This window comes from Fodinibius halophilus (assembly GCF_011059105.1).
In the GTDB taxonomy this organism is placed as follows: domain Bacteria; phylum Bacteroidota; class Rhodothermia; order Balneolales; family Balneolaceae; genus Fodinibius; species Fodinibius halophilus.
Genome location: NZ_JAALLS010000022.1, coordinates 1 through 13940 on the forward strand (window position 1 = coordinate 1; position 13940 = coordinate 13940).

Genomic DNA, 13940 nt, shown 5'->3' on the forward strand with positions numbered 1-13940 from the left:
TCTGTTTCAGCTTCCTATAAAGAAAATTGGGGAGAGGCCCCCAACGGAAAGGGCACTCCCGGCACGGCGAATACCATTACGACGGATAACGATGCCCCGCAACTGGCAAACTTTATTATTCAAGATAGTAACACCCTGGTTCTACAGTTTTCAGAACAGCTTAAACAGTCTTCCGTTACCAATACCAGCCAATACAGTATCACAGGCTCCCTTTCTGTCAATAATGTCCAGTTTTCCTCACCCGATAGTGTGTTCTTAACTCTCGACAGTGATCTGCTAAATGCCACAGAATATACGCTTTCAGCCTCAGGCATTAGCGATATTTTTGATAATGCCATCAGCTCCATAGACACAACCTTTACTTTTTATGAAGTATCTGCTGTTGACTCCGGCGAGGTATACGTCAATGAATTTAGTGCTATTCCGGCATCAGAAAGTACCGAATATATTGAGATCTACAATCCCACATCAAAATCATTTGACCTCCGCAACTGGACCATAAGCGATAGCCGGCAGAACCCGGCTACGATCACCGAATCTCAGTTCATAGTACCGCCCGACAGTTTTGTAGTTGTTGCTCCTGATAATACGCTTTTAACCAATAATCCGAACATTGCATTAATCTCCATGGGGTCCGACTTCCCATCCCTAAATAATAGTGATGATCAAATAATTCTGAGAGATGATAAGCAGATACTGTTGGATTCTCTGCAATATGATAACTCCTGGAATCTTTCTGAGGGTTCTCTCGAACGACGCCAACCAACCATCTCCGCTTACTATAAAGGAAACTGGGAATATTCCGAAATCACCGGCAGTACTACACCGGGTATGGCAAACACCGTTACCCAAGACCAAAACCCTCCACAGTTTACCGGCTTTAAAATACTGTCATCCAATAAATTACAAGTTAGCTTTGATGAACAAATAACAGAAACGACCGCCGCTAATACCACTAACTTCGATCTATCCGGAAATGTGATAACCTCAGCAACCGCCACCGCAGCTGACACCGTAGAGCTGGATCTTAAATCTGCCTTACAAAATGCCCAGGATTATACGTTAACCATTACCGGCCCCGAAGATATTTTTGGCAATAGTATGCCCAAAACAGACAGTACCTTTACCTATTATGAACTATCGTCTGTCACGGCCGATGATATTTTCATCAATGAATTTAGTTACGATCCCGCTTCAGGCGAAACGGAATACATTGAAATTATTAATACCTCCTCAAAATCCTTTGACTTACAACATTGGTTGCTAAACGACAATTCAGGATCACCCGCATCGATCTCTGATACCCCTTTTATTATCCCGCCCGATAGCTTTGCCGTTATTGCCCCGGACAACACCCTGCTTACCCATTATCCTGGTATTTCTCTCGTAGCTATGGGCAGTAACTTTCCTTCACTCAACAACAGCGGAGACGATATTATATTACGAGACGGCAACGGAACTACCCTCGATTCTTTGCGTTTTACTTCGGAATGGGGCGGCAATGAAATAGCCCTGGAACGTCGAACCACCTCACTTGCCGGTATTTATGACGAAAACTGGGGAGAGGCACCCATAGCACCCGGCACTCCGGGATCAGCTAATAATATTGCTGATGATAATACCGCTCCTGAATTAAAATCGCTCTCTTTTACAGACGCCTCTACGCTTCAACTCATATTTTCAGAACATCTGGAATCGACTTCTGCTGCCAATAAAAACAATTATTCGATAAGCCCGACGCGCGGCATTCAGCTGGTAGCAGTCAATGAAGATACGGTATCTCTGTTCCTTGACCAGGATATGAATTCCGGGGAGACCTATTCGGTTACTGCTTCAACTATTAACGACCTATTTGGCAATACCCTGGGTTCTGCAACCAAAGAAATTGAATACCTGAAGGTTGATAACGCCCAAACCACTGATATTGTGATCAATGAAATTTTATATGATCCCGGCGACACCGGTCAGGCAGATTTTATTGAACTGTACAATACCACCACCAAAAACTTTGACTTAAAAGATTGGCTTGTTGGGGATGCCAGCGGCGAAACCTCCATCTCGTCCCGCCTCACCATCAGGGCCGAGGAATACCTGGTATTAACCGGAGACAGAACCTTTGCCGGCAGTTCTGAAAAGATCAAATATGTCAGTGGTTTCCCTTCTTTAAATAATTCCACGCCGGATGCGGTATACCTTAAAACAGATAACGGCACCACCATTGATTCGCTCCACTACTCCCAACATTGGGGCACTCATAAAGAGGGCGCTTCCCTTGAGCGAAAAGATCCCCTGGCGGCCTCAAATGATGCTTCCAACTGGAAAACAAGTGGTGGAGATTCAGGTAGTTCTGCCGGAGAACAAAACATCAGCTTTCAATCTGATGATGCTGCCCCAGAGATTGTCTTCTCCAAAGCGTTGGAAAACAATCATTTCGAAGTACAGTTCAATGAATTCATAAAAATTACGAACGACCTCAACTTTTTAATCGATGGTCAACCACTCGAAATAGCTTCCTTCGATTCTACACAAGCAAATATAATCAGCCTGCGAACTCCAAAAGCAAAGAAAAAAGCACCGGCAAACATCGCAATTACCGCTCAAAACCTAACCGATGTAAAAGGAAATACAGCTTCAAAATCGGAACTGCCTGTGGCCTATCCCATGCGTTCAACCGATACAGATTTGGTAATTAATGAGATCATGTATAATCCCCTGGCCGAAGATGATGACAACCTACCCGACCAAAGTGAATATATTGAACTCCGTAACACCGCAGATTATGCTATCTCCCTCGAAGGCCTGGTACTGCACGACGCGCCGGATGAGGATGGCAACATCCGAGAGTTACAACCGGTAAGCAGTACCGCCAAGTGGGTGCCAGCCCAAGGGAATGCACTTTTCCATGCCGACAATGCCTCCCTCTTTTCTGAAAGCAAGATCGCCACATTTTTTGACCTTGCCCCTTCATCACAACACGCTATCATGCGCGCCGACCGTTCCAGCCTTAGCCTGGCCTCTTCCGGCGATGCCATATATGTGGCAGACAGCACCGGGGCTACAATCGACTCTGTCCATTATAGTGAAAGCTGGCAAAATCCCAATATTATTGATACCCGTGGTATTGCCCTGGAACGGATATCTCCCAAGGGACCCAGTAATGATCAATCGAACTGGGGCTCCAGTGTGAATGCCAAGGGCGGAACCCCCAATGCCGAAAACTCGATCTATCAGGCCCAGGGAGAAGCTCCTCAAGAAACAGGAATCAGCTTTACCCCCAACCCCTTCACCCCCGATGGCAATGGCGAAAAAGAGAACCTGTTTATAAACTACAAGCTGGATCAACAAGATTACCTGATCAAAGTCCATATTTATGACCGCTACGGGCGGCTCGTGAAAGAACTGGCCGACGGTAAGCCGGCCGGGCTGCAGGGGCAACTTATTTGGGACGGCCGAAAAGATGATGGCAGTCGCAACCGAATCGGCATCTATATTGTGGTATTTGAGGCCTATGACAGTGCCTCCGGTAAAGATAAAGCCTTTAAGAAAACCGTTGTACTTGCACGCCCGCTGAAATAATACTCATATAGGCTATACCACAGCAGCCTCGGGCTACCGGGGCTCCATCCCTTTTCGGCAATCCTCATAGTTCAATGGATATATTGGGGAACAATCTCCCTTGTTCATAAGCCTACTGTTCAATACCTTTTCTCATTCCTTTTAACTTCAACTAATATTGATGGATCCTTCCTCTCCTATTGGAATTTTTGACTCCGGTATCGGTGGCCTAACTGTTGTAAAGGCGGTTCGCAATGTCCTGCCTGATGAAGATATCATTTACTTTGGCGATACCGCTCGGGTACCTTACGGGATAAAGTCCGAACAAACGGTCCGCAGCTATGCCCTGCAGATTACAGATTTCCTGATGGAACGAAACGTAAAAATGATTCTTATCGCCTGTAACACGGTTTCTGCATCTGCGCGGGATGAAATCCAGGAGGCGGCCGGTGATATCCCGGTCCTCGATGTTATTACAGCAGGCAGCAAAGCCGCCATGCAGTTCCCGCATCACAAGCATATTGGTGTGATCGGTACCCTCGCTACCATCGGCTCAAAAGCTTATGAAAAAGCTATTCGACAATACAACGGGGAAGTTAAAATCACAGCCGAAGCATGTCCTATGCTGGTTCCTTTGGCTGAAGAGGGATGGACCGACAATGATATCGCAGAACAGATCGTAAGAAAGTATCTGCAACAGTTTGGAGGTAGCGATATTGACAGCCTCATTTTGGGGTGCACGCACTACCCACTGTTTACGAATACCATCCGCAAGGTCCTGCATGATTCAAGTATAGAAATTGTGGACTCTGCCCTTTCCATTGCCTCCATGGCAAAGAACAAGCTGGGGAACCTCCAGCTACTGAACAACAAACAGTCTGGTGATTTTCAATGCTTTGTCAGTGATCGCCCTCAACGTTTCCAGGAGCTGGCAGAACGCTTCCTGGGCCACGACATCCCCAATGTACATATAGCACAAATACAGTAATGGACAGCCCATCTTCCCAACAATCACTCGCTGTTATTGGTGGCGGAGCGGCAGGCTTTTTTGCTGCTGTCAATGCTGGCCGGCGTTATCCTGAGCTATCAGTTACCATTTTTGAAAAGAGCCGTGAAGTGCTTTCCAAAGTTCGTATTTCGGGCGGTGGCCGATGTAATGTTACCCATAACTGCTTTGACCCGGAGGTTTTCTCTCAAGCTTATCCGCGGGGCTCTAAAGAGCTGCGATGGGCTTTTGAACAGTTCCAGGCCAAAGATACGGTTGCCTGGTTCGAAGATCGCGATATAGATCTCAAGGCTGAAAGTGACGGGCGCATGTTCCCGACCACAGATGATTCAGCAACCATCATCAACTGCCTAAAACGGGAAGCCAATCAACACGGGGTTACCGTACAGACCAAAAGTCGGGTTGAAGTAATCGAAGAAATAGGTCAAGGAACATCTAAATACAAGCTGAGAGTGCGCGGCCAGTCGGATCAACTTTTTGATGCTGTAGTTGTTGCCACCGGGGGTTCTAACCGACGCAGCACCTATGAGTGGCTTACCGAGCTGGGGCACAGTATTACTGACCCCGTTCCTTCGCTGTTTACCTTTAATTTCCGGGATAAGATATTCAAAGACCTGGCCGGTATTTCTGTAGAAAATGGTTCTGTTTCTATCGAAGGTACTTCCTATCAGCATACAGGCCCCATCTTAATTACACACTGGGGCTTAAGTGGTCCGGCTGTTCTTAAAACTTCGTCCTGGGCAGCCCGCTACCTTTATGATAATGAGTATCGATTCACGATACGGGTCAACTGGGTTCATCCCAAAAATGAACAGGAAACTCGTAAAATATTGCAGGAGTTGCGCCAGGACAATGCCGCAAAGAATGCTGACAAACAAGATCGATTTAGACTGCCCAATCGTCTTTGGAAACGCCTGCTGAAACTAACCGACATCGCCCCCGACAGCCGGTGGGCAGAGCTTTCGAATCAACAGCTCCACGAGCTTGCTCAGGAGCTCACAGGAGCAACCTATGAAATACAGGGCAAAACCACTTTTAAAGAGGAGTTTGTAACAAGCGGCGGGATTCCCCTCAATGAAGTGAATATGGGAACGATGGAAAGTAAAAAGTGCCCGAACCTCTATTTTGCGGGCGAAGTACTGAATATCGACGGCATCACGGGCGGATTCAACTTTCAATCGGCCTGGACAACCGGATGGATCGCTGCCCAGCATCTCGATATTGGATAATTTTCAATTACTAAATCCCCGGCACTTTAAAAGTGCCGGGGACTCAGATAGCACTTAAAATCACAATAGCTTGTCAGCTAAATTTATTGCTTCCTCAACCTCTGACTTGCGATACTTTTCCTTCCACTGCTCAAAATTGCTTCGCTCAATGGGCTCTCCCAGCTGTCCATTCTGAAGAGGATAAATAGTATCACAAACTGTTGTTAGTACCTCAACAAAATGACTACTCAACACAATAATCTTTCCCTTATCTGCCAACAGGCGCAGCAGCTGTGCCACAAACTGATTAGCTTCCAGGTCCAGGTTGTTGAAGGGTTCGTCCAAGAGCATGATGGGACGATCCAGGCAGATCATCCCCATAATAGCCAGTTTTTTCTTCATACCGCTCGAATAGCTGTCCACCAACTGGTAGAGCGGAAGATTAAAAATCTCGTTCCATTCGTCAATTTTGAAATCGGGATTCCTGACCTGATGCAGCTGTAAGTATTCTGCCCCGGTCATTCGAGGATAAAAATAGGGGACTGTCTCCAGGTATCCTATATCGTGTATTGATATCGATTCTCCTTGGTAGTTAAGTACACCATCCTGCAAAGATTGGCGGCCTGCAATAACCTCAAACAAAGTTGTTTTTCCGGCCCCATTGGGCCCCAAAATACCATACACCTTTCCCACATTCAGTTGAACACTGATATCTTCCAATACCGGGACTTTATCATAATTGAATGTTAGATTTTTAAGCTCGAGCATATACTTTTTTGTTAAGGCGTCGTTTAGCTTTTATCCAGAGAAAGATGGCAATAAACGGTACTCCGATTTGCAAATATGGGACAAATAGGAAAAAGGATAATACGATAAAATATGTGGCAATCGGTAATTCGATAGATCTTTTAGGCTGATACAAAGTGTATTTTGCCAGTAAAACCATTGCCAATAAAATGGTATTAAGTAACAAAAATAATAGTGTATACAGGTACCGATCGGGATATAGCATAATACAACTCCCCCATATAGGAAGGCTTATTATACTGTATAAAGCTAATTCTCTGGTTATCTTTTTAATCAAAAAAGAAGTTGAATGGTCAGCAATTAAAGTGATAAATCGAATCGATTCATTCTCAGCATAGAAACCAGTAATGATAGCTGTAATACAAAATAGGGTTACCAATCCCGCTACAAAGTTTAGGTATGTCAATATGATTCCACCAGCCAATACTATTAATACCAACCACCACATATTCCGGAGGCCTCCGATCCATTCAAAAGAAGGTATTAAAAAGGAAGTAGAAAAGGCCTCACTATTGATAATATGGCTATCCCCTCTCCTCCTAAATATCAACGGCCAACCTGCTGCAAATGCCAGCACTACTGCTACTCCCGGCATAAATTGATTGTACAGTAAAAAGATAAGTAAAGGCAAAAAAGCCACGAAATATTCTATCGTGACAACAAGATAAGGTTTAGGACTAATCGAGTATAGAAAACCGATATCACTACGCCTGCTATGAATACCGGCAATAATACTACAAGCTGTCACCACCAGGGCCCAAAGTCCGGCCGGATCTCTAACATAGGTGAGCTGACCTACTCCTATCCCCATTAACACCAACAACAAAACAGAGCGCAGCCAACCCAGCTCAGTAAATAACCGGCTCACCATTTTAACACGGAGACGTAACAGGCATCCAATCTGCGTCATATACTTTGGTCTATCTAATGATCTAGCAAATCCCCTGACTTTTTAAATGCCGGGAATATGGGAGGCACTTCTAGAAAACGATTACAACAACTTGCTTGCCAGGTTGGCCAGCTCCGAACGTTCCCCTTTCTCCAGGTTGATATGGGCGTAAAGATCGTTATCATGCATACGATCCACCAAAAATGAGAGGCCGTTACTCTGGGTATCCAGGTAAGGAGTATCGATCTGATAAATATCCCCGGTAAAGATAATCTTGGTATTTTCGCCGGCCCGCGTGATGATGGTTTTTACTTCATGGGGCGTCAGGTTCTGTGCCTCATCCACAATAAAAATAATGTTCGACAAGCTTCGCCCGCGAATATATGCTAAAGGGACAATACGCAGCTTATCGGTTTCCAGCATCTTTTCTACATGCTGATATTTCTTACTGGTCTCGGGGAACTGGTTTTTAATGAATGACAAGTTATCCCAAAGTGGCTGCATATAGGGATCGATTTTGGCAGTAATATCTCCCGGAAGAAAACCGATATCATTGTTGCTCAACGGCACAATAGGTCGGGCCAGGTAGATCTGCTGAAAATTCCGGCGTTGTTCCAGTGCCCCGGCCAGAGCCAACAGCGTTTTACCGGTACCGGCCGCCCCCGTAATGGTAACCAGCAAGTTGTTGGGATTCATAATAGCCTGCAGGGCAAAAGTTTGTTCAGCATTACGCGGGGTTACCCCGTAAGCGGTACTGCGATGTACCGGTTCAATAAGATCTTTTTGGGGATTATAATAACCCAGTGCCGAACTGGAGTGATTCTTTAAAATATAGAAATGATTACTAGTAGGTTTCTCATCGGTTATTTCGCTGGGTTCCAGCTTCCCTTCCTCGTAAAGGCGATCAATAAATTCCGAACTCTCATACTTTATTTCTGTCTTTCCTTTATAGAGGTGATCGATATCTTTAATGCGCATCGTTTCATAATCTTCGGCCTCGATATTTAATGCCCGTGCTTTAATGCGCAGATTAATATCTTTTGAAACCAAAATAACCTTTCGGTCCGTCTCCTCCATTAATTTGAGAACCGAATTGAGTATCCGATGATCATTTTTCTTTTTCCCGAAGATATCGGAAGAATCCACCTCACTGTCTTCATCATTAAGAACCCGTAGCTTTCCGTGGGTTTTCCCATTCAGTGGGATCCATTTCTGAAGCATATTTTTGTCAGAAATTTTATCGAGGTAACGGCTGAACTCACGGGCATGCAGATTGATAACATCATTTCCTTTTTTAAAGGTATCGATCTCTTCCAATACCGTAATAGGAATGGCAATATCGTTTTTCTGGAAGTTTTTTACTGCATCAGAGTCATATAAAAGGACGGACGTGTCAAGAACAAAGATTTTTTTTTGCTTAGCTTCGGCCATAAAGCATCAATTTAGATTTTAAAGAACATCTATTTCTAAAACCTTCTCTATTCAACGTTATTGAATAGCCTGCCCAGAAGCAATTTTTAATGGAAATATTTGGAACAAAAAAATACCCCTCCTGCACTATTCAAAAACAGGTGGAATTCATTTGTTGACATGTCAAAAACCAGAAATTTCATTTCTAGATAATCCCCCCCAAATTTTGTATTAGAAAGAATTACTCTATACCTCCCCATTCTTTACCCCTATGATCTAAAAATTAGATTCATATAACACTTTCAATAAAATTTTTATACCTGTCCTAGTACTACTATAATAGTATTAGGCGTATTACTTATTTTAGAAATACCCAATGGGGTAGAAAAATTGCCCTATACCTTGATCTAATCTTGACCCGAAGTACTAAAGAGAGCTCATATACAATTACCCGTTGCCTGCTTATTGCAATACCATATTGAACCCAAAGAATGAGTCTTATGTATAAGTTTTTACTCTTAATCTTACCTTTGACTATTCAATCAGTTTATGGCAAACAGCATATTACTACCGCTGACTCCTTAACAGGAATGGTTATTTATTCTCAAAGAATTTCCCTCAGAACACCTGTTTTTACTACTGACACCCTAAAGTTTAACCGTCAAAGATCCATTTTCTCGTGGAATTTATATAATGATGATAACAAGTTGCCCGATGAGATTAAAAAAAGATTTCCCTCAGCTCAAATCCCTGAGGATGTCTCCGTATCTCGCAAAACGGGGCAAACAAACTATTATGATGCGATAAAGGATAGTTTATTCTCTCGGAAAAGCATGCGTCATATAAATAAAGTGCTTTACCTGCAGGAGAAAAAACCAACAATAAGCTGGAATATATCTGACAGTACCAAAAAAATTGGCAACTATACTGTCCAAAAGGCAACTGCAAGTTTCCGTGGCAGATCCTATACGGCTTGGTTTACCCCCGAAATTCCGGTGCCCTTTGGGCCATGGAAACTAAATGGACTGCCCGGGTTAATTTTAGAGGCCTATGATCAAAGTGGGAATATTTATTTTAGTGCCACTACTATCACATTTACGGATGTGGGGCCCATTGATCCCATCCAACGTAATGGGAAAGAACAGGTGGTCACCTTAGATCAGTACAAAAAAATTATGCAGAACTTCAGAAAAGAGATGCGGAATAAGGTAGTAAAAAAAGCAAGAGCCGTACTAAGTCAACAAGAGATAGCAAATATGAAGATAAACCTGCCGGATATAGAACTAATGGAAACTTTTGATAACGATACCCCCTAGTGTACACCACTATTTAGAACTCACTCTGCCAAGATAAAATATTGGGTTAAGGGCAAATATAGGAATTATTTACCTGTTAAAAGCTTTAGCCAGTTTTTAAGAACTTAATCTTTTGCGAAAGTTATATGCGTATTTACCACTTTGTTTGTCTTTGTATTCTTATCCTCTTGAGCACAGGCGTTTGTCAGGCCCAAGTTATGATCCAAGGCACTGTTACTGACAGCCTGCATAACCCAATATCCAACGTCAATATTTATGCCACCGGCCCGGATTCGACAAGCGTAAAAGCTTTTGACTACTCAGATTCCAAAGGAGAATTTACATTACAGCTAAATCTGCACCAATCCTATTTAATCCAGGTCAGTTCTCTCGGTTATAAAAAACGGGTTATCAAACTACCGGTATATACTACCCTCGATACCCTACACAAGCATTTTGTATTACAAACTGAAACTACCAAACTGAAGGAACTGGTTGTCAAAGAAAAAAGGGATCCTATCTCCATTAGAGAGGATACCGTCATTTTTAATACTGATGCCTTTAAGCAGGCAATGAAGAGAATGTAGAAGATCTGCTCAAGCAACTTCCGGGTATTTCTGTCAATAGTCAGGGCGGCATTAAAGCATACGGTAAAACAGTTTCTAAGCTATTGATTGAGGGGGATGATCTATTTGGACGCAACTACCAGCTGCTATCAAAAAATTTCACGGCCGATGCCATTGAAACAGTAAGCTTATATGACAACTATAAAGAAAACGAGATACTGAAAGAGATTAGTGAATCCGACGAAACCGTACTTAATTTAGCCTTAAAGGATGAATTCAAAGTTGACTTCTTTGGTACGCTTACCGCCCAATATGACGGAGATAAAAATTATGAACTGGATGGCAACCTGATCTCTATTACCAAAAAATTTAAGGGCTACCTGTTTGAAAATGCTAATAATATAGGTGCAGACCCTTCCGGCAATATTTATAACCTTCTGCGAACAGGCAGCAGTTTGCCCTTTCAAAACTCAACGCCCCTGGGCAGTAAGGCTTCGACAGAATTATTTGTATCAGAAACCGCTTACCGGGTATCGCAACTCGACCAACAACAGTACCTGAATAACCAGACCACTTTCCATGCTTCAGGGGGCATTTATAGCCCTACTGACAACCTTAAAATAAAGGGGGTAGGATATTTTCTACTGGCCAACCGCAGTATCCGCCAAGAGTTTCGTACTCGCTATGATCCATCTTTAGGGCTCCCTGATTTGGAACGTTCTAAAAAGACTGAAAAAAGTTTTGATGCCGCGTTTGGAAAGCTCAATGCCAAATACACTTTTTCCAAAAAAAGTAATCTTCGCTACGAAGGAATATATAAGTCCCAACCGAGCAGCAATCAAAGTGACAGGCAGTTTCGAGATCAGCCTCTTCTCACAACGTTAAAAACCAAGAAGCGTTTGTGGAATCAGCATCTGCGTTTCACTCACAAAATAGCAGATAAAAAAGCTTTGAGACTTCGAATTCGATATAAAAATGAGGATGGCGAGCAAAACTTCTCAATTACCCCTCCCCTTGCAAATGGTCCCTTTGGTAATAGCGATTCCACCAAAGCCTTACTTCAACAAACAGAAGCCCACACCTCCTATACGGGTGCTGATATAACTTATTGGGACCGTACCACCAAGAGCCTGTTTTCGATCCGTTCCGGCGCCGGGTATACTGCCACGACCCTCCAAAACCAAATTGAACAACAAGCGGACTTCACAGCTAAGTATTCATGGGATCGTTTACGCGCATTTTCAACACTCAGCTATCAGCATACGATCGGCAAGGGCTTAAAAGCTGAGACTCAACTCACAGGCAACGTTATCTGGAATTATACGAATCTGGAGCCTGCCATCGATGAATCCCTTTTTTACTTGGCACCGGGTGCCTCAATCACCTATGAGCCCAACGACAAAAATGAACTAACAATACGATATCAGTTTAACCGGGAACAACCCAACTTCCATACATTATTCAACGGTTTGCGTTTATCGAGCTATCAATCTGTTGTACAGGGCACCTCTGATTTTACCCTTTTACCCCAACACATCTTTTCCACTTCGTACCGCTATGGCAACTGGTCAGACGACTTCGTTTTAAACACCTTCTTCCGTATTTCTCATTCCGATAAAAACTATACGAAAGCTACTACTATTACTCCCACCTATAACTACGGTACATATCGTTTGCAGCGTAACCGTCGTATGTTAACCTCTCGTTTTGAAGTCAACCAATTTTTAAACGTTCTACAATCCAACCTTGCTGCCGAATACACATTTACCAATGCCTCATTCACTCGTTTCTTTAATAACCAATCCTATAATATTCGTTCTAATTCACATCTTATAAAGTCCTATTTGCGAACTGCTTTTGTCGGCCCAGTTAATGGGTCAATAGGCCTAAGATACAACCTCTCAGAATCAACGAACCGGATTAATAATTATAGAAGCCAGTATACCTATCTCTCAGCTTTTGCCAATACTACATTAAATATTAGTGATAAATTTCAGCTCTCTGCCGAATACACCTTTTATCAGATCGAAAATGCCGGCCATTATCACTTCCTAAATACATCTCTGGAATTTGAAACCATAGAAGATAAACTGACCTTGTACCTAGATGGACGCAATTTACTTGACCAAACGACTTTTAAATCGGTCAGTGCAGGAAGCTACAGCCAAAGTGAACAGTACGATACTTTAAACCCTCGCTTTGTGTTAGTCGGTGTCAAACTAGAGATCCGGTAAATGCCTACCATACCTGTTGACTAGTAGAATAACCTAGTCTTGCTTACTCTTCCCCACTTTTCTTTTTTAGGTCAATGCATAAAGGGCAATTGAGGTAGCTATTGCTGCATTTAAGCTCTCAACCTTGCGATTTTCCCCGACTGAGGGAATTTTCACTGTTTGCCTGTCACCGGTAATGAGCTCCGGGCGAACCCCGTGGGCTTCATTGCCTACTACGATGACGGATTTACCAAGTGAACTGACCTCTTTAAGTGGTATGGCCCCGGGGCCCGCATCCAACAAATAGATGGACCATCCCTGTGTTTCCAGCTCATCTAAAGCGGGAGAAAGCGGTCCATTTTTGTATGGGATACTGCAGGTAGCGCCCGCCGTAGCCCGAACAACCTTGGGATGAAAGAGATCAACCGTTCCCTTTCCCGAGATAATACCACGGGCTCCAAACCAGGATGCCGTTCGAATAATGGTTCCCAGGTTTCCGGGATCCTGTACTGCATCAAGAGCAATAATAATTCCGCCCCCCTCAACCAGCTTCTCCTGCGAGATTTCCGCGGGCATTCGGCACATTGCCAAAACGCCCTGTGGGTTGTCCGTATCAGACACCTCTGCAAAAAGTTCTTCGTCCAGTACGGCCCCCTCTACCTTTGCCAGTGCCTCTTGCCATTGTTGTTGATTCCAATACTGTTGGGATTCATCAAAAAAGAGATGCTGAACTGAAACTGAACTATTTGCCAGTACTTGCTCTACAGCACGTGCCCCCTCAATCAAAAAAAGCTGTTCTTTCGTGCGATACTTTTTCTTATTCAATTTGCGTAAAAGGGTAGCCTGTCTATTGGAGACCGGTCTGGGAATCATACTTTTTATACCTCTTTAATTGCACAACGCATATTTTTACATTAATCAAATACGCACTGCGGAAAACTCATTAACAATACTTATTTTACGATCAAAATTTAACAAATCAACGAACCAA

At 43.5% G+C, this 13940-nt stretch carries 10 protein-coding genes; 6 read left to right on the forward strand and 4 right to left on the reverse strand.

Annotation, left to right across the window (positions count from 1 at the left end; genetic code table 11):
- The 3 genes from G3569_RS14590 to G3569_RS14600 all read left to right on the forward strand — a co-directional run.
- Nucleotides 1-3576 (forward strand): lamin tail domain-containing protein (locus G3569_RS14590; RefSeq protein ID WP_165270490.1); only part of this gene is annotated, 3576 nt, incomplete at its 5' end.
- A 160-nt stretch (nt 3577-3736) separates the two neighbouring features.
- Nucleotides 3737-4543 carry a glutamate racemase gene (gene murI / locus G3569_RS14595; protein ID WP_165270492.1) on the forward strand — a complete coding sequence of 269 codons (807 nt, stop codon included), beginning with the start codon at nt 3737-3739 and terminating at the stop codon, nt 4541-4543.
- The gene (locus G3569_RS14600; RefSeq protein ID WP_165270494.1) at nt 4543-5790 is read left to right on the forward strand and encodes a BaiN/RdsA family NAD(P)/FAD-dependent oxidoreductase; all 1248 of its coding nucleotides are present in this window, start codon (nt 4543-4545) and stop codon (nt 5788-5790) included. Before murI ends, G3569_RS14600 begins: the two co-directional genes overlap by 1 nt.
- 60 nt (nt 5791-5850) lie before the next feature.
- Here G3569_RS14600 and G3569_RS14605 read toward each other — a convergent pair whose 3' ends face one another.
- From G3569_RS14605 to G3569_RS14615, 3 genes are all read right to left on the reverse strand, one after another.
- Complete coding sequence (locus tag G3569_RS14605) at nt 5851-6537, reverse strand: ABC transporter ATP-binding protein (RefSeq protein WP_165270496.1); 687 nt, start codon at nt 6535-6537, stop codon at nt 5851-5853.
- Nucleotides 6524-7486 (reverse strand): hypothetical protein, encoded by a 963-nt coding sequence (locus tag G3569_RS14610; RefSeq protein ID WP_165270498.1) that lies wholly within the window; start codon nt 7484-7486, stop codon nt 6524-6526. The genes G3569_RS14605 and G3569_RS14610 overlap by 14 nt, the downstream gene beginning before the upstream one ends.
- Before the next feature lie 81 nt (nt 7487-7567).
- Nucleotides 7568-8896, reverse strand: coding sequence for a PhoH family protein (locus G3569_RS14615; protein WP_165270500.1), 1329 nt, complete (start codon nt 8894-8896; stop codon nt 7568-7570).
- Between the two features lie 479 nt (nt 8897-9375).
- Between G3569_RS14615 and G3569_RS14620 the strand changes: the two genes are divergently transcribed.
- From G3569_RS14620 to G3569_RS14630, 3 genes are all read left to right on the forward strand, one after another.
- A complete protein-coding gene (locus G3569_RS14620) occupies nt 9376-10191 on the forward strand; it encodes a GLPGLI family protein (RefSeq protein ID WP_165270502.1) in 816 nt (271 codons plus the stop codon).
- A gap of 197 nt (nt 10192-10388) precedes the next feature.
- A complete protein-coding gene (locus G3569_RS14625; RefSeq protein WP_165270504.1) occupies nt 10389-10757 on the forward strand; it encodes a carboxypeptidase-like regulatory domain-containing protein in 369 nt (122 codons plus the stop codon).
- A gap of 83 nt (nt 10758-10840) precedes the next feature.
- Nucleotides 10841-12970 (forward strand): TonB-dependent receptor, encoded by a 2130-nt coding sequence (locus tag G3569_RS14630; RefSeq protein ID WP_165270506.1) that lies wholly within the window; start codon nt 10841-10843, stop codon nt 12968-12970.
- Nucleotides 12971-13036: 66 nt separating this feature from the next.
- Here G3569_RS14630 and G3569_RS14635 read toward each other — a convergent pair whose 3' ends face one another.
- A complete protein-coding gene (locus G3569_RS14635) occupies nt 13037-13822 on the reverse strand; it encodes a TrmH family RNA methyltransferase (RefSeq protein ID WP_165270508.1) in 786 nt (261 codons plus the stop codon).
- Nucleotides 13823-13940: the final 118 nt, after the last annotated feature.